This window comes from Helicobacter anseris (genome assembly GCF_003364335.1).
Lineage (GTDB): Bacteria > Campylobacterota > Campylobacteria > Campylobacterales > Helicobacteraceae > Helicobacter_H > Helicobacter_H anseris.
This window is the reverse complement of sequence record NZ_NXLX01000015.1, coordinates 21493-40124: the sequence shown is the minus strand read 5'-3', so window position 1 is coordinate 40124 and position 18632 is coordinate 21493. Positions and strand designations below refer to the sequence as shown.

The 18632-nt window shown below is 31.2% G+C and carries 14 protein-coding genes; 9 read left to right on the top strand and 5 right to left on the bottom strand.

Going from position 1 to position 18632, the window contains the following annotated elements:
* The first annotated feature begins 378 nt into the window (after window positions 1–378).
* The 4 genes from CQA57_RS06245 (at window position 379) to CQA57_RS06230 (ending at window position 7135) form a co-directional block, all read left to right on the top strand.
* Window positions 379–2799, top strand: a complete 2421-nt coding sequence (locus tag CQA57_RS06245) for an AAA domain-containing protein (RefSeq protein WP_115579376.1) — start codon at window positions 379–381, stop codon at window positions 2797–2799.
* A gap of 73 nt (window positions 2800–2872) precedes the next feature.
* Entirely contained in the window at window positions 2873–4717 is a 1845-nt protein-coding gene (speA, locus tag CQA57_RS06240; RefSeq protein ID WP_115579375.1) for an arginine decarboxylase, read from the top strand.
* Window positions 4714–5826, top strand: a complete 1113-nt coding sequence (trmA, locus tag CQA57_RS06235) for a tRNA (uridine(54)-C5)-methyltransferase TrmA (protein ID WP_115579374.1) — start codon at window positions 4714–4716, stop codon at window positions 5824–5826. The genes speA and trmA overlap by 4 nt, the downstream gene beginning before the upstream one ends.
* Window positions 5827–5866: 40 nt before the next feature.
* Window positions 5867–7135: an L-cysteine desulfidase family protein gene (locus CQA57_RS06230; protein WP_115579373.1), complete on the top strand. Its 1269-nt coding sequence runs from the start codon at window positions 5867–5869 to the stop codon at window positions 7133–7135.
* On the opposite strand, the gene murG is transcribed toward CQA57_RS06230, so the two are convergent.
* Window positions 7110–8156, bottom strand: a complete 1047-nt coding sequence (gene murG / locus CQA57_RS06225) for an undecaprenyldiphospho-muramoylpentapeptide beta-N-acetylglucosaminyltransferase (protein ID WP_115579372.1) — start codon at window positions 8154–8156, stop codon at window positions 7110–7112. The two genes, CQA57_RS06230 and murG, sit on opposite strands and share 26 nt — an antisense overlap.
* 124 nt (window positions 8157–8280) lie before the next feature.
* Here murG and CQA57_RS06220 point away from each other — a divergent pair, with 124 nt between their 5' ends.
* Complete coding sequence (locus CQA57_RS06220; protein WP_115579371.1) at window positions 8281–9480, top strand: saccharopine dehydrogenase family protein; 1200 nt, start codon at window positions 8281–8283, stop codon at window positions 9478–9480.
* Between the two features lie 40 nt (window positions 9481–9520).
* Here the strand turns inward: CQA57_RS06220 and CQA57_RS06215 are convergent, their stop codons facing one another.
* A complete protein-coding gene (locus tag CQA57_RS06215) occupies window positions 9521–10804 on the bottom strand; it encodes a citrate synthase (protein WP_115579370.1) in 1284 nt (427 codons plus the stop codon).
* 127 nt (window positions 10805–10931) lie between these two features.
* Between CQA57_RS06215 and CQA57_RS06210 the strand changes: the two genes are divergently transcribed.
* Window positions 10932–11444, top strand: coding sequence for a YqhA family protein (locus CQA57_RS06210; RefSeq protein ID WP_115579369.1), 513 nt, complete (start codon window positions 10932–10934; stop codon window positions 11442–11444).
* Here CQA57_RS06210 and prmC read toward each other — a convergent pair.
* Window positions 11433–12278 (bottom strand): peptide chain release factor N(5)-glutamine methyltransferase, encoded by an 846-nt coding sequence (gene prmC, locus CQA57_RS06205; protein WP_115579368.1) that lies wholly within the window; start codon window positions 12276–12278, stop codon window positions 11433–11435. The genes CQA57_RS06210 and prmC overlap by 12 nt on opposite strands.
* Window positions 12275–13483, bottom strand: coding sequence for a M48 family metallopeptidase (locus CQA57_RS06200; protein ID WP_115579367.1), 1209 nt, complete (start codon window positions 13481–13483; stop codon window positions 12275–12277). Before CQA57_RS06200 ends, prmC begins: the two co-directional genes overlap by 4 nt.
* Window positions 13484–13609: 126 nt before the next feature.
* On the opposite strand from CQA57_RS06200, the gene pyrG reads away from it, so the two are divergent.
* The 3 genes from pyrG to CQA57_RS06185 are packed head-to-tail and all read left to right on the top strand — an operon-like array spanning window position 13610 to window position 17636.
* Window positions 13610–15235, top strand: coding sequence for a glutamine hydrolyzing CTP synthase (pyrG, locus tag CQA57_RS06195; RefSeq protein ID WP_115579366.1), 1626 nt, complete (start codon window positions 13610–13612; stop codon window positions 15233–15235).
* Window positions 15235–16791 carry a single-stranded-DNA-specific exonuclease RecJ gene (recJ, locus tag CQA57_RS06190; RefSeq protein WP_115579365.1) on the top strand — a complete coding sequence of 519 codons (1557 nt, stop codon included), beginning with the start codon at window positions 15235–15237 and terminating at the stop codon, window positions 16789–16791. Before pyrG ends, recJ begins: the two co-directional genes overlap by 1 nt.
* Window positions 16779–17636, top strand: coding sequence for an RluA family pseudouridine synthase (locus CQA57_RS06185; protein ID WP_115579364.1), 858 nt, complete (start codon window positions 16779–16781; stop codon window positions 17634–17636). The genes recJ and CQA57_RS06185 overlap by 13 nt, the downstream gene beginning before the upstream one ends.
* On the opposite strand, the gene CQA57_RS06180 is transcribed toward CQA57_RS06185, so the two are convergent.
* Complete coding sequence (locus CQA57_RS06180; RefSeq protein ID WP_170126838.1) at window positions 17631–18614, bottom strand: glycosyltransferase family 2 protein; 984 nt, start codon at window positions 18612–18614, stop codon at window positions 17631–17633. The genes CQA57_RS06185 and CQA57_RS06180 overlap by 6 nt on opposite strands.
* Window positions 18615–18632 lie beyond the last annotated feature (18 nt).

Genomic DNA, 18632 nt, shown 5'->3' with positions numbered 1-18632 from the left:
AGAAGTATGAAGAATAATAATTAAAAAAGAAATTAAAAGTATTAATTAAAAGTATTAAAAAGTATTTTTAATTAAAACTAAGCAGAAGAAGAAAACAAACAAAGATTTTTCCTTCTCCTGCCACCACTTAAACATTTTTATATTTTTTATTTTATTTTTTACTTTTCACTTTATAATTTTTTTGTTTTAAACAAACTAAAACAAAAAGAAATAAAACAATACTTTAAGCTTTAAAGATAAAAGAGAAATAATAAAACTCTTTAATCTTAAAATCAAATCTTAAAGTTTTATAACAAAACTCCTTAGTTTAAGTGGTGGTTGGAGAGGGAAATATTATAGAATTCCAATTTTGAATTTTTAAATCAAAAAGGAATTTTAGTGGATACTCTTGAATACCTAAAAGAAATTGCTGATATTGTAGGAAATTTTAATACAGAAACTACTATAGATAAAGAAAATACAAATATTCTTTCTTATTTTTATTCTGAAATCTCCTCACCAAGAAATCTTTTGGATAATTACTGCAATCAGGTTTTACCTCAACCAATAAATGAGATAGATGAAATACCCATTATCTATCCTTTTGGATTCAATATAAGTCAAAAATATGCTGTTAATAATGCAATCACTAATCCCATAAGTATCATACAAGGACCTCCAGGGACAGGAAAAACTCAAACTATTTTAAATATTATTGCTAATGCTATTTTAAGAGATTGTAATGTAGCTGCTGTTTCTAACAATAATTCTGCAATACAAAATATTGAAGAAAAACTTCAAAAATATTCTTTAGATTTTTTTGTAGCAAAACTAGGAAATTATAGTAACAAAACAGCTTTTATTGAGAATCAAAAACAAATTCCAAATATAAAAGATTGGCATTGCAGCAAAAAAGAATGGGAAAAACACATCAGAAATCTAAAAAAGATCTATCAAGATTTAGATAAGAAACTCTTGCAACAAAATCAACTCTCACTTCTAAAACAAAATCTCACATCCATTAAGATAGAAAAACAACATTTTGAGGATTACTGTGCTTTAAATAAAGCAAAAACAAAAATCAATCTTTTAAATCAAATCAAACATTCAAACACACTATTAAAACTTCTTTTGTTTTTTGAGTTTTTTGATGATAAAAAATCAAGTAATTTTAAAATAAAAACTCTCTACATCCTATCTTTTTTAACCTTTTGGAATAAGGAAAAAAATCTGTTTTATAAGCTGCTAATCAAAAACCCTCGCATTAAAATTGACACATTGATAGCAAGAGTTAAAAACAGATTTTATGCTCTCAAATATATGGAAGTCTCAAATGAAATAAAAAACCTAGAGCAAAAACTTAAAAAATTTGACTTTAAATCTAAAATGCAAGAAAGCACGGATTTATCTATGAAAATTTTTTATGCTAAATTACACCAAAAATATAGTAGCCAACAACGCAAACATTACAAAATAGAAGATTTAAAATCTCAAGCAAATAGTTTTTTACAAGACTACCCATTGGTTTTAAGCACGACACATTCTATTTTTAGCTCACTAAGCAAAGAAATTAGTTATGACTATCTTATCATAGATGAAGCATCTCAAGTAGATTTATGCACAGGATCTCTTGCTTTGAATTGTGCTAAAAAAGCGGTTATTGTCGGGGATTTAAAGCAACTCCCAAACATTGTATCTAGTGATGTGTATGAAGAAATAAAAAAGATTTCTGATGATTTAAAAATAAAAGATTTTTATCGATATGAAAAACATAGCTTTTTATCCTCTATGATTGCATTATTTCCACAAATACCAATGACACTACTAAAAGAGCATTATCGATGCCATCCAAAAATTATCAATTTTTGTAATCAAAAATTTTATGAAAATCAGCTAGTTATAATGACTGAAGAAACAAACACTAAACCTCTTATGTTATTTAAAGCTCCAAAAGGAAATCATGCAAGAGATAGAGTCAATCAAAGACAAATTGATATGATTGTCAAAGATATTATTCCAAACTATAATCTCAATACCGATGATGGTTCTTTAGGAATCATTTCACCCTATCGCAACCAGGTAAAAGCACTGCAAGAATATTTCAAAGATAAAAATGTAAAAATAGATACTGTTGATAAATTTCAAGGACAAGAGAACAAAGTAATTATCCTATCAACTGTTGGGAATCATAACTCAGATTTTATTGATAATGCAAATCGGTTAAATGTCGCAATTTCTCGCGCAATTGAGCAACTTATTATCATTATCAATGATGATGAAAGCTTCTTAAATACAGGAAATATAGGGGATTTGGTAAGATATATTCAATACCATAACTTTGATATCAAAGAGAGTAAAATTTATTCTATTTTTGATCTTTTGTATCAATGCTATCATCAAGCAAGACAAGAATTTTTAAAAAAATACAAAAAGATATCGCTTTATGACAGCGAGAATCTCATTTATGCACTTCTTAGTGATATTTTAAAAGATTTTCCACACTTAGGTATCGCTACACACATTCCCCTTAAAATGATTTTGAGAGATACAAGCTTATTGGATACTGAAGAAAAAAGCTTTGCTCTACATCGAAATACCCATGTTGATTTTTTAATCTTTAATCATATTGATAAAAAACCAAGATTGATTATAGAAGTAGATGGGGTTGCTTTCCATCAAACAGATAGCATTCAAGCAAAAAGAGATTGTCTTAAAGAAAAAATCCTAAAAAAATATAATCTTGATATTTTAAGACTTAGGACAAATGAAAGTGAAGAAAAAACTAAAATTTTAGATTTTCTACAAGAAAGAAAACTTTAATAAAGGTTAGAATGCACGATTTTAAACTATCAAATGTATAATTTTTGTCTTTATTTTTAACAAAGAGAGTGATATGGTTGATTATGGAATAAAGTTTTGGTCAAATGATGATTTTATCATTGAAAATGGTGTAATTAAGGTAAATTATGGAAAAAAGCCTGCACTAATTGATATTGTAAAAGATGTAAGAGAAAAAGGCTTTAAGGGGCCTTTATTGATGCGTTTTCCTCATTTGATAGAAAAACAAGTCAATAAGCTTTTTGATTCTTTTCATCATTCTATGCAAACTTATAAATATAAAGGTAATTTTCACGCTGTTTTTCCCCTAAAAGTCAATCAAATGCCACACTTCGTGCTACCATTGATGAATTCATCAGTAGGTAAAAGCTATGGCTTAGAAGCGGGGAGTAAATCTGAACTTATCATTGCAATGGCCTATACAAACAAAAATGCTCCAATTACTGTCAATGGCTTTAAAGACAAAGAGATGATTAAACTTGGCTTTATCGCTGCAAATATCGGACACTCTATCACTCTAACAATAGAAGGGCTAAATGAACTTGAAACCATTATTCAAGTAGCAAAAGAGATGGGTGAGCCTCACCCAAATATTGGACTTAGAATCCGTCTGCACTCTACAGGGACGGGTATATGGGCAAAAAGTGGAGGCATTAACTCCAAGTTTGGGCTAACAAGCACAGAGCTTTTAGAAGCCATCTCCTTGCTTGAAAAATCCAACCTTTTGCATAAATTTACAATGATACATTTTCATATTGGATCGCAAATTAGCGATATTTCTCCTTTGAAAAAAGCCATTAGAGAAGTGGGAAATATTTATGCAGAATTAAGAAAAATGGGGGCAAAGAATCTTACAGCGGTTAATATTGGTGGTGGTCTTGCTGTAGAATATACTCAGCATGAAGGCAATAATAATCGCAACTATACTTTAAGTGAATTTAGTGGGGATGTGGTCTTTTCACTCAAAGAAATTGCAAAAAACAAAAAAGAAAAAGAACCAGATATCTTTATAGAATCTGGTAGATTTATTTCTGCAAATCACGCGGTTTTAATTGCTCCAGTTTTAGAATTATTCTCTCAAGAATATGACGAAAAAGCCCTCAAACTCAAAGAAAAAAATCCTCCTCTTATTGCTGAGATGTTTGACTTATACAAAACAATCAGTGAAAAAAATGCCATTGAATATTTACACGATAGCCTTGATCATATGGAATCTTTGCTTACACTTTTTGATTTAGGATATATTGATTTGCAAGATAGAAGCAATACAGAAGTTTTAGTGCATCTTATTATCAAAAAAGTAATCAAACTTTTAAAACACAAAAATCATAACGATATTATCCGCATTCAAGAACAAGTGCAAGAGCGCTATCTTCTTAACTGCTCATTTTTCCAAAGCCTGCCTGATTATTGGGGATTGGGTCAAAATTTCCCCGTAATGCCGCTAGATAGACTAAACAAAAAACCTACGAGATCAGCTAGTCTTTGGGATATTACTTGCGATAGTGATGGTGAAATTGCCTTTGATTCTTCAAAACCACTTTATCTTCATGATGTGGATGTAACAAAGGAAGAATATTTTTTAGCATTTTTCCTTGTGGGGGCTTATCAAGAAGTTCTTGGAATGCGACACAATCTTTTTACCCACCCTACAGAATTTAGCGTGATTATCAAAGAAAAAGGCTATGAGATTGACAGATTGCTTGAAGCACAAACCATCTTAGATGTTCTTGATGATTTAGACTATGATACAAAAGAAATTGAGAGAATCTTGAAGCAAAAGATTGAAGATTCCTTGCTCCTAGATGAAGATAGAAAAAAAGAAATTTTAGGTCAGCTTTATATTATGCTTAGTGAAAATGGTTACCTACGCACAATTATCAATGGTGAAAAAGAGTGATTTGTCCTCACTTTGAAATTTGTGGTGGTTGTCAGATTCAAGATGATTATCCCATAGCTTTACAAAAAAAAGTTACTACTTTTAAAAAACTTTTTGGTTTTTCTCCTGATGCTATTTTTGAATCAAAAGAAAGAGGGTTTAGAGCAAGAGCTGAATTTAGAATCCATAGAGATGGGGAAAAAATCTTTTTGTCAATGAATACTTTTGGCAAAAATGAACGCATTCCCATTGATAATTGCCCAAATTTATTGCCAATACTTCAAGAAATCATCAAAAAACTTCCAAATCTCCTCCAAGAGGATATTTTAAATCACAAACTCTATGCCATCAATCTTTTGGGCAATATTAACAATAAAGCTATCTTAACTCTAATTTATCATAAAACCCTAGATTCTTTATGGGAACAAGAAGCAACAAAACTTGCAAAAATGCTTAAAATATCTATTATAGGAAGAAGCAAGAATCAAGAAATTGTTATTGGTTCAAATTTTATCAATACTGAAATACCACTTGATAACACAACATTAAAGTATATTTATAAAGAAGGCAATTTTTCTCAACCCAATCCCTACATCAATGCAAAAATGATAAATTTTGTATCACAAGCCATTGCAACACATCAAAAACAAGATCTATTAGAAATGTATTGTGGTAGTGGGAATTTTACAATAGCCCTAGCAAAATATTTTCATAAAGTTTTTGCCACAGAAGTTGTAAAATCTGCCATACCCATCCTTAAGGAAAATGCAAAAAATAACCATATTGCAAATATTTATTCAGCAAGACTTAGTGGGGAAGAAACCATAGAGGCCCTAAATTTTAAACGAGATTTTTTTCGTTTAAAAGAAATTGATCTTAAGACTTTTAATTTTTCACATATTCTAGTAGATCCTCCAAGAAGTGGAATAGCCAATAAAGAGGTTTTAGAATTTATTGCAAAGTTTCCATATATCATTTATATTTCTTGCAATCCTCAAACACTCAAAGAAGATTCTATTTTTTTAGGTAAAACGCACAAAATCATTCAAAGTGCTATCTTTGATCAATTTCCTCACACGCACCATCTAGAAACTATTTTTATTTTTCAAAAAATCTTTACAGAATCATAAAAACTAAGTAAAATCCCTCAAAAACACTATTTGAGGCAAAATGGATAAAGAAAAAATCTTACAAATTATAAAAAATGAAGTAAAACCCGCCATAGGCTGCACAGAACCAATATCTACAGCCTATGCTTGTGCTATCTTGAGAGAAACACTTGGGCAAATTCCTCAAAAAATCACTCTTTTTGTCTCAGCAAATCTTGCAAAAAATGCAATGGCTGTAAATGTTCCAAACACTCAAATGTCTGGTCTAAGAATTGCTGCTGCGATGGGTTGCATTTGTGGCAAAAGCGATTTTAAACTTGAGGTTTTAAAAAATGCAAAACAAGAAGATGTACTAAAAGCAAAAGAACTTGTCTCAATCATAGATTTACACATCAAACAAAAAGTTCCTAATCTTTATATAGAAGCAATTGGGAGTTATGAAAAAGATAGCGTAAGAGTAATTATAGAGCAAGATCATACACACATTAGCCTTTTAGAAAAAAACCAAAAAATTTTAATTCAAAAAAATCCAAAACCCCAAAATATTTCCTTAGAAATTTTTGATACTTTAAGTCTAAGAGAAATTTATGATTTTGCTTGTGAGATTGAAGAAGAAAAAATAGCCTTCATTGCACAATCAGCCCAATTAAACTCCAAGTTATCCCAAGAGGGGTTAAAAAAAGACTATGGGCTTGCTATTGGAAGAACTTATCAAAAATATATCAATCAAAATATCTTGCAATCTGACCTAGCCACACAGATTCTTATCCAAACTACCGCAGCATCTGATGCAAGAATGGGTGGCGCTCCACTTCCTGCAATGACAAATTCTGGCTCTGGCAATCAAGGAATTACAGCCACAATGCCTGTTGTTGTAGTGGCCAAACATTTAAACAAAGAAGACGAATTAAATCGTGCTCTTTTTCTTTCTCATCTTGTTGCAATTTATATCCACTCAAAGCTTCCAAAACTTTCTGCATTATGTGCGGTTACCACCGCTGGAATTGGAAGCTATGCAGGTATTGCGTGGCTTTTTAGCAAAGATTTTGAGGTAATCTCTCGTGGGATTTGCAATATGATTGGTGATATTAGTGGGATTTTGTGCGATGGTGCTAGTAATAGCTGTTCTATGAAAGTATCCACAACAGTTCAATCTGCATTTAAATCCCTTCTGCTTGCATTAGAAAAATCACGCGTAAGTGGCAAAGAGGGAATTGTAGATGAAGAAGTGGATAAAAGTATCCAGAATCTTTGCAATATTGCATCAAAAAGTATGCTTGCCACAGATGAGCAAATTTTAGAAATTATGCTGGCAAAGAATTCTTTATAATAATTTCAACAATCTCTTTTGCCCCATCACTTTGAATACTCTTTTGCAAAGCTTCACTTATTTCTAAAATATTTTCTTGCATCTCTTCAATAAAATCAAAAAGCTTTTTTGGTTGCAATCTATCTTGCTCCACAATCTTCCCTAATTCTTTTTTTTCAAAAAACAAGGCATTGTAATATTGATGATTACCTGCTGCGTAGGGATAGGGGATATATAAGCAAGGGATTCCATTTGCTGCTAATTCCCAAACACTGCTTGCCCCTGCTCTACAAACACAAATATCTGCCTTTTGTATTTTTGATAACAAATTAACCTCAAAATCAAACAAATCTATTTTATCTAGCACGCCTAATCTTAAATATTCTTGTTTCATACGCTCCAAATCCTTAGAACCACATTGATGAATGATTTTAAAACCCTGTGCCATCAAATCTAAAACTACTTTTAAGGCAAAATCATTGATGGCAACAGCCCCTTGACTGCCTCCTAAAAACATTATAGTTTTTATTTCTTTACGAATCCTTGATTCTAAAAAGAATTCTTTTCTCACGGGATAAGAAGTCTTGATAAAATTCTTTGCACTATCCTCAAAACTTCCAAAAATATTTGTAGCAAATGGTGTTAGTTTGGCATTCAATTTTCCCTTAACTGCATTTTGCTCATGTATAAAAAGCTTTTTTTTAAATAAAATAGCACCAATACTTGCTGGTCCAGCACTAAAACCCCCTACACTAATCACGCTTACAATTTCATGATTTTTAAAAATACCTCTTACTGCCCACAAAGCCCTTAATTGCAAAAATAAAGCCTTTATAATACCTATGCCCTTTTTATTTACCACCCCTGTTGTGTTTAAAAAATACACACAATCAAATAAATCACTCTTAGCAAACCACGCTTGATCTTGACCTTGCAAAGAACCAATATAAATTATTTTTTGTTTATTTGCCTTTAATTGCATTGCTAAAGATTTTGCAATAGCCAAATGACCCCCTGTGCCACCACCAGTAATCACAAACATAATTATGCACCTCAACTATTTTTCTTTAGATTCTACAAGCTTTATGCCAATCTCTTAAAGTTATTATTTAAGGTTGTATCTTTTTTAGATATGATTTCAAAGATTTTAAAGAAGAGGAGTAACAATGAGCACTGTTTTGCAAATTGGTGCTGGTGGAGTTGGTGGTGTTGTAGCACACAAACTAGCAAAAAATAGAGAAACCTTTAAAGAAATTATTCTTGCATCAAGAAATATAAAAAAATGTGAGAGTATTGCTAAAAGCATCAAAGAAAAAAATCTTGGTGAAATTATTTGTGAGAGCGTTGATGCTGATAATGTTGAAGAACTTGTAGCACTTATCAAGAAATATAATCCAAAAGTTGTTATCAATGTAGCATTGCCATACCAAGACTTGAGCATTATGGAAGCTTGTTTGCAAACAAAAACTCACTATCTTGATACTGCAAATTACGAACATCCTGATACTGCAAAATTTGAATACAAAGAGCAATGGGCTTATCATGAAAGATTTAAGCAAGCAGGAATATTTGCTCTTTTAGGGAGCGGTTTTGATCCTGGTGTAACTAATGTATTTTGTGCTTACGCACAGAAACATCTTTTTGATGAAATTTATACAATAGATATTTTAGATTGCAATGCTGGTGATCATGGCTACCCCTTTGCTACAAACTTTAATCCAGAAATAAATCTTAGAGAAGTGAGTGCTAATGGTAGATATTGGGAAAATGGAAAATGGATTGAAACCAAACCTCTAGAAATTAAGCAAGTTTGGGCATATCCTGAAATTGGAGAAAAAGATTCTTATCTTCTTTATCACGAGGAATTAGAATCTTTAGTCAAAAATATCAAAGGATTGCAACGCATTAGATTCTTTATGACTTTTTCACAAAACTATATTACTCATATGAAATGTCTTGAAAATGTAGGAATGCTTGGTATTAAAGAGATAGAGCACGAAGGAAATAAAATTGTTCCGATACAATTCCTAAAAACATTACTTCCAGATCCAGCTTCTCTTGCAGGCAGAACGATAGGAAAAACAAACATTGGTTGTTATATTGTAGGTTCTCAAGGCGGTCAAGATAAGACTGTATATCTTTATAATGTTTGTGACCATCAAGAAGCTTATAAAGAGGTAAATGCTCAAGCTATCAGCTATACTACTGGGGTGCCAGCTGTAATTGGAGCAAAGCTAATTTGCAAAGGCATTTGGGGTGATATTCCTGGTGTCTTTAATATAGAGCAACTTGATCCTGATCCTTTTATGGAAGAATTAAATAAACAAGGATTACCTTGGAATATTATTGAAAAAGTAGGGAATTAACTCCTCTCCCTGCTTTCATCCCCTCCTTTTTTTCTCTACTTTATTTTCCCAAATACACCTGTCTAGGTCTTGTAATTCTTGCATGAGGATTTTTATTGTGTTCTATCAATTGAGCACACCATCCTGGCATTCTTCCCATTACAAAAATTGGAGTAAATAGTTCTGTTGGAATCTTAAGTGCTGTAAGAATAATCCCTGAATAAAAATCTACATTTGGATACAAGCCTCTCTCTTTAAAATAATCATCACTCAATGCAACCTCTTCTACTTTTTGTGCAATATCACTTAGATAAGAATCCATTTTAATACCCTGCTGATCTAGCTCATCTTTAAGAGTTTTTAAAACCTTTGCTCGTGGATCATAATTTTTATACACACGATGTCCAAATCCCATCAACCTAAAAGAATCATTCTTATCTTTTGCCCTTGCAATAAATTTATCTACATTCTTTACATCACCAATTTCATTTAATTGTCTCAATACTTTCTCATTAGCACCTCCATGTACAGGACCCCATAATGCAGAGATTCCTGATGAAATTGCAGCATAAGGATGCACCCCTGTAGAAGCAACATTTCTTACAGTTGTAGTTGAAGCATTTTGCCCATGATCTGCATGTAAAATTAAAATCTTATTTAAAGCCTTTATCTCAAGTTCGCTAATCTCTTGCTCTCCATAAATTGTATGCTTCAATCTAGAATGAGGATAACCTCTTAGCATATAAAGAAAATTTTCAATATAACTCTTGCTAATATCTGGTTGGATAAATGGTGCTCCCACAGAATTGCGATAACAATAAGCAACCATTGTAGGAATCTTGCCTATGATTCTTCTTGCCATTGTTTGATAATCATCTGTATCTCCCTCATCTTTATAATCTACATAAAGAGTAGATAATACTGAAACAAGCGCAGATAATGTAGCCATTGGATGTGCTCTATCTGGAAAAACATCAAACATTCTTTTTAATTTTTCATGCAAAAATCCTCGATGTCTTAACTCCAAATCAAATTCCAAACTTTCTTGTTCATTTTTTGGCAAGTCTCCACTAATCAAGAATTTACAAATATCACTAAAACTATAATGCATCACCAAATCTTCAATCGGTATGCCCTTATAAAGCAATTCTCCTTTTTTTCCATCTATATAACTAATTGTAGATTCACATCCAGCAGTAGAGCCATACCCTGGATCATAGGAAAAGATTCCTGTTGTTTCAAAAAGCTTGGAAAAATTAATCGCCTTTGGACCCCTTGTGCAATCAATTAAATCAAATTCATAACTCTTTCCTGTTTCATTATTTATTAAAGTAATTGTTCCCATTTATAGCCTCTTTTTGTGAGATAATCCTCATTGTATATTAAAAAGTTAATTCTTATTTAATTCCTGCAAAATACTTCTTAAATAGTTGTGCTAAAATTTTGGCTTTATTTGGATTAAGGAGATAGAGGTGAAAACTTTTTTTGAAACAATTTTATGGAATGCAAGACTGATTGTATTGCTAGCTGTTATTCTTTCTTTGGTTGGATCGATACTTTTATTTGTAGTTGCAAGTTGGGATATTATTGATGCTGGGATAAAAACTTTACATTACTATACAGATTCTAATCACGCAGGACACGATATTCACAATCTTTTATTAAATGCAATTATTAGCTCTATTGATTTATATCTTATTGCGGTAGTTTTAATGATTTTTTCTTTTGGTTTATATGAGCTCTTTATCTCAAAAATATCTATCAAAGAATTATCCAATATAAAAGTGTTAGAAATCCACACACTAGATCAGCTCAAAGATAAACTTGCAAAAGTCATTGTAATGGCTTTGATTGTAGCCTTTTTTTCAAAAGTTTTAAATATGGATGTAAAAAATACAATTGATATGATTTATTTTGCACTCTCAATTCTTGCATTATCATTAGGACTTTATTTCTTGCACAAAGATGGAGGCTCAAAACATTAAGTTTTGAGCTACAAATCCACGATCAAAACTTGATAAATCCTGATAGAAATCTGCCTTAAACCCACTAGCACTCAAAACCCCTTCTAAGCTCTTTTTCTGATCATATCCCATCTCACAACATAAAAAATTGATTTTTCTTTTTGAGGCCTCTTGAATGATTTTTAGCAAAATCTCATCCCCATTCTTTCCACCAAATAAAGCACAATGTGGTTCTTTTAACACATTATTTTCCAATGGATAATCTGTTGCAATATATGGTGGATTTGATACTAAAAGCTCAAAATCCTCTTTGATTCCATCTAATAAATTTGTATGCCTCAAATCAATTTGTTGAACAATATGCGATGCCTCATCTTTAAAACTTAAAATATTCTTTCTAGCCACTTCAAGAGAATCTTTTGAAATATCTGTTGCAATAATCTTTAAGTGTGGAAATTTTAAACCCAAAATTATAGAAATAACTCCACTCCCTACTCCAATTTCTGCAACTTTTTTTATATGAAATTTTTCAATTAACAAACTTACCCTATCTACCAAAATCTCAGTTTCTGGCCTTGGAATCAATACACGATTATCAACAAAAAAATTTTGAGAATAAAAACTAGCTTGATTTGTAATATACTCTAAAGGTTCATCTTTTTGACGCCTATATATTACTTCTTGATATTTTTGAAATAAATCCAAAGGAATTTCCCTTTGTCCCCAAGTATGTATCCATTCTCTACTTACACCAAGAATATGAGATAACAAAAGCTCGCTCTCTAATCCCCCTCTTATCCCTTTTTTGGAAGATAATTCACTCCTCCCCCAAGCTAAAGCTTCAAAAACAATCAAAATGTATAATCCAATGCTTTTAATCGATCAATCAGTGGAGGATGAGTGTAATGAAAAAACACATACAAAGAATGTGAATAAGGAAAAGCTTTATTTTCATTAACAATACGCACTAAAGCATTGGCTAAAGTTGCCTTGCTAGATAAATTTGCCCCAAATTTATCTGCATTATATTCTGCCTTGCGACTAAAATAACCTATAATTGGCATCGACCAAAATCCAAGAACAGAAGCCACAAGAAAAATAAAAGCAAAAATACTACCGCTATTGCCATCTAAACCAATATTTTGTAATAAATCTTGTGTATAACATCCCATAAAAACAAACAAAATAAATAAAAAAATAGCATTGAAAAAAAGATTCTTAATGATATCTTTATGTTTAAAATGCCCTAACTCATGACCTAGTATTGCCAAAAGTCCATCTGTGCTAACCTTTTTTAATAAAGTATCAAATAAAATAACTCTCTTAACCTTACCCAATCCACCAAAATAAGCATTCAATCTTCCATCTCTTTTACTCGCATCCATCACAAAGATTCCCTTACTTTCAAAACCAACACTCTCTAATAATCCTTTAATTCTCTCTTTTAAACTCTCATCCTCAAGAGGGGTAAAATTATTAAAAATTGGAGCAATTAGTGTAGGATAAATCATATTGATAATCACGATAACAAAAAATACAAATATAAAGCCATAAAGCCACCAAAACTTATAATAAGATACTAAATAAATAAGCACATACCCTATGATACCCCCAAATACTATCAACAACACCAAACCTTGCAAGGTATCTTTGAGGAATAAACCAAAACTCATCTTGCTAAAACCAAACTTTTTATCCAATACCATAGAAAGATAATAAGAAAGTGGTAAATTTATCAATGTATATAAAAGCAAAAAAGTGAGTAAAAAAGCAAGGCTATAAAGCCTTTCATTCTCAAAAAATCCTCCTATAAAATCCTGCAAAAACATAAAACCAAAAAAAATCCAACAAAAAAACACCACGCACTCATATAATGATGAAAAAATAGAAAATTTCAATTTCTCAATTGCATATAAGCCTGCATTTTGATAATCTTCATGGTTTAAAATAATTGCTTGCTCTTGCATTTTCTTCTTGATAAAAGATATTTGAAAAAAATCAACAATTATTTTTGGCAAAATATACAAAAATACAAAAACCAAAGACAAAAGAAGTAGCATTTTCACTCCAATACCTAAAAATGTAATGGATTCTATGCTAAAAATTTAAATCTTTATTAAAAATTAAAAAGGGTTTTTATACTATTGCATAAAAATTTTGTTCATTTAACTAAAAAGGTAAAACATATGCAACCAAAATATATCTTTGTTACAGGTGGTGTGCTTAGCTCATTGGGTAAAGGTATTTCATCATCTTCTATTGCCACACTTTTAAAATCCTCTGGTTTCAAGGTTTCTATTTTAAAAATTGACCCCTATATCAATGTAGATCCTGGAACGATGAGCCCCCTTGAGCATGGGGAAGTTTTTGTAACTGCTGATGGTGCAGAAACAGATTTAGATATTGGACATTATGAGCGTTTTTTAGATACAAGCCTTACAAAAGCCAATAATTTTACAACAGGGCAAGTCTATCTTTCAGTTATTGAAAATGAAAGGCAAGGAAAATATCTTGGAAAAACTATTCAAGTTGTCCCACACATAGTAGATGAAATAAAAGCAAGGATTAAAAATGTTGCTAAAGGGAATGATTTTTTAGTTGTAGAGCTTGGTGGAACTGTAGGAGATATTGAAGGTATGCCCTACTTAGAGGCAATGCGTCAAATGAAACATGAGCTTGGAAGCAATCAAGTCATAAGTATTCATGTCACTCTCATTCCTTTTATTAAAGCCGCAGGAGAACAAAAAACAAAACCTACTCAGCATTCTGTCCAAGAATTACGACGCATAGGAATTAGTCCTCAAATTATTCTTGCAAGATGTGAAAAACCCCTAAGCAAAGAACTAAAAAGAAAATTGGCTCTAAGTTGCGATGTAGATGATGATAGTGTGATTGTCGCTGAAGATGCACAAAGCATTTATCAATGTCCAATCAACTTCTTAAAAGAAGGAATCCTTACGCCTATTGCAAAAAACTTTAATCTTGATTGCATACAACCCAATATGGATGAATGGGATATGCTAGTAAAAAAAATCATCTCTCCTAAAAATCAAATTACCATTGGTTTTGTTGGCAAGTATCTTGATTTAAAAGAATCTTACAAATCTCTTACAGAAGCATTGATACACGCTGGAGCAAACATAGATACAAGAGTGAATATCAAATGGATTGATAGCGAAAAACTTGATATGCAAAATATCAAAATACTTGAAGATGTGGATGGAATCTTAATTCCTGGTGGATTTGGACACAGGGGAATTGAAGGAAAAATCAATGCAATCACCTATGCAAGGGAAAATAAAATCCCATTTTTGGGAATCTGCTTGGGTATGCAACTTGCAATTTTAGAATTCTTACGCAATGTTGCAAATATTAAAAATGCAAATTCCGTCGAATTTGATGTTCATACAAAAGAACCTGCAATCTATCTTATTGAAGATTTTATCGATCAAAATGGACAAAATCAGATTCGAACACATAAATCCCCACTTGGTGGAACAATGCGTCTTGGGGAATATGATTGCATCTTGAAAAAAGATTCTGTCATTTATCAAAGCTATCACTCACAAGAACTAATAAAAGAAAGACATAGACACCGCTATGAAGCAAATCCAAAATACAAAGAAATCCTAGAAAAAAATGGTATGCAAATTAGTGGAGAATCTCCAAATCAACTCATCGAAGCAGTAGAAATAAAAGAGCATCCTTTCTTTGTTGCAGTGCAATTCCATCCAGAATTTACCTCAAGATTAAAGAATCCTAATGCTATTATTCTTGCGTTTGTAAAATCTGCACTCCAATTTAAAAAGTAATGCACCTTCTTACTAAAGAAACAATCAAATTATTACTCTCAAAACGCTTTAAGGGTGATAATTTTTCATCCCTCAAGGACTTGCCTCATCCTCATAAATTAAAGGATGCACAAAAAGCCGCGCAAATCGTAAAAGAAGCAATGCAAGCAAACCATAAAATTCTAGTTGTGGGAGATTATGATGTTGATGGTGTTTTAAGCACCACTATTATGATGTCTTTTTTTCAAATCATTGGTTACAAAAATGTGAACTACTGTATTCCTAATCGTTTTTCTGATGGGTATGGTATAAAACCTCATCTCATTGAACAAAATCCCTGTGATGTAATCATTACTGTTGATAATGGTATTTCTGCATTTGAAGTAGGAGAATATTGCAAAAATAAAAATATTAAGCTCATTATCACAGATCATCATGAAACTCAAGAAAAACTCCCCTTAGCAGATGCAATTATCAATCCCCAACAAATTGATTGTGATTTTATTCAAAAAAATATCTGCGGTGCAGGGGTTGCTTGGTATTTTTGCAATGCTATCAAAATAGCACTAGATTTAAAAATATCTCTGCTAGAACTCTTAAAATATGTAGCCATAGCGACCATAGCAGATATGATGCCTCTTACACATATCAATAAAATACTTGTAAAAAAAGGTATTGAGGTTTTTAGAAATTCAAATAACCAGTGCGATTTACTACTAAAAACCTTCTTAAAATCCCAAAAATTTACTGCTCAAGATATAAGTTTTTTTATCACCCCTTTATTAAACAGTGCTGGAAGAATCGCAGATGCCAAAATCGTATGTGATTTTTTTCTCTCACAATCCAAAGAAGAAACAAAAGAGATTTTTTATAAGCTCCAATCCCTTAATCAAGAAAGAAAAGATATTGTCCAAACCATACTCACAGAATCTAAACATCATATCACACAAACTTCTCATTGTATCATAGCCTATAAAGATGATTGGAATGAAGGGGTATTGGGAATAATTGCTACAAAACTTGTTGAAATTTACCAAAAACCTACCTTTGTCTTTACTCTAAAAAATCAAATTCTCAAAGGCAGCGGAAGGAGTGATGGGAAAATCGATATCTTTCAAACACTTCTACATTATCAAGAATTATTTTTACATTTTGGGGGACATTCTCAAGCTATCGGCCTAAGCTTACCTTATGAGAATCTTAATAAATTTTGCGATATATTTGCTAGCAACCATCATCCCCTAACCCAACAGGAAAATACCGCTATATTAGGGCAAATAGAATTAAAAGAAATCAACAAAGATTTGCTTAATCTCTTACAAAGCTTTGAACCCTATGGACAGGGGAATCTCCCACCACAATTTTTAATCAAAAATCTCACAATATCTCAAAGCAAAAGTATCAAAGATATGCACCAAAAACTAGTTTTTGAGAATCAAATTGATGGTATGCATTTTTTTTCAAAAGATTTTTTTGCTTCAAATGAAAAAGTGGATATTATTGCCTGCATTCAAGAATCTTTATATTCAAAAACCCCTATGCTCTTAATTAAAGAAATCTCTAAATGCCCTTTATAAAAAAAGATTTTTATATCACCTCTCCAACTAAAGCATTTCAATTTGTGCAAAATACTCTAAAATGCACCAACAAAGAAGCCCAAAAAATCATAGATAAAAAGCGAATCTATTATAAAAATCAAAATCCTATACACAAATCTGATCTTATATCTGGTGAAGTAATACTTGAAATCTTTGAACCCAAAGCGACCTTAGAGCCATTTTTTATTCATCAAGACTTTGCACTCTATCACAAACCATCAAATCTCCTTACACATCCAAAGGGTAGGTTTTCTCACCCTAGCCTTTGTGATAGCATTAAAGATACTTTTGGTAAAGACGCAAATCCTATCCATCGTTTGGATTATGAAACCAATGGAATTATTCTTGTAAGCAGAAACAAACAAAGCGAAGTAATTTTAAAAAAACTTTTTGAAACAAATCAAGTAAAGAAAAAATATCTTGCTTTAATCAATGGCATCTTACTTAAAAATCAAATCATAGACTTGCCAATATTAAACCCCAACTCTATAACCAAACAAGAGGATTTAGGAATACGATCACAAATACACCCAATGGGTAAAAGAGCAATAACAAAAATCAAAGTTTTAAAACATTTTGAAAATTCAACATTACTTGAAGTAACCCCAATTACAGGTAGAACACATCAAATTCGATTACATTTAGCTAGCATTGGATATCCCATTGTTGGGGAGCCTCTTTATGGAGTAGATAATGATAGTGCTAGAGAATACCTCAACCAAAAACTTTTTACTCAAAATATCTTAAAATTACAGGCAAAAAGTTTGGAATTTTATTATAAAAATACAAAATATTTCTTCAGCACACCATTTGATTTTTTATAACTTTATTTTTCCAAAACTTAAGAAATACACTAAAATACGCACATAGGTTTTCCATTTTCTATAGAAAAAAAGAGATTTAATGCAAGCTTTCAAGTAGGAAAAATAAAATGTATCATAGCGATATTCTAATTCAATTGAGCTTCTTAAAATATTTTTAATTTTTTTAATGGCTGAAAGAATATGCTTTTCTTGTAATAAATCTAATCTCGTGCAATTATCAAATAAAGTAAGAATATATTTTAAATCAGCAACTCTTTTATCTCTTGCTTCACTATTTATATTTCTTGTAACAGAATTTTCATTATCACAATACACATACAAATCTTTATTAAGACCTATGCTCTTATGAGAAAAAATTACAATAAAGAAAAACTTCAACAAGTCTTCGCCCATTATAATTTTTGACAAATTCTGAAAATTAAACCTTATAAAATCATCAATTTTTCTTAATAAATCTCTCTTATAAACTTTGTTCCAAATCACAACAGGAGGAGAAGATGCTTTAATTAAAAAATTTTCTAAAATTTCCTTTTGATATAAAATATCTCTAATATATAAAGGAGTTTTTTTAAATATTCCTTTTGGTAAGAATTCAACCTTAAAGCAGCAAAAATCTGCATATATCCCTGTTGTATTATAATCACTTTGTATTGTTTTATAAAACTCTTCACAAGCAACACTCTTTATAAAATCATCAGAATCTATATGCAGTATATAAAACCCATTGGCATATCTCTCACCACAAACTCTTGCATGAAATGTTCCTAGATTTTCTTTATTATGCAAAATCTTAATTCTTTTATCTTTTTTTGTATATTCCTCTACTATTTCTATGGATTCATCACTACCACAATCATCAACAACAATAATTTCTATATCAAAAAAAGTTTGATTGATACAAGATTCTAAACATCTTGCAATATAAGGCTTGGCATTATAAACAGGAATAATGATAGAGAAGAAGGGGCTATTATGCAATCCCCCCCCCCCTAAAAG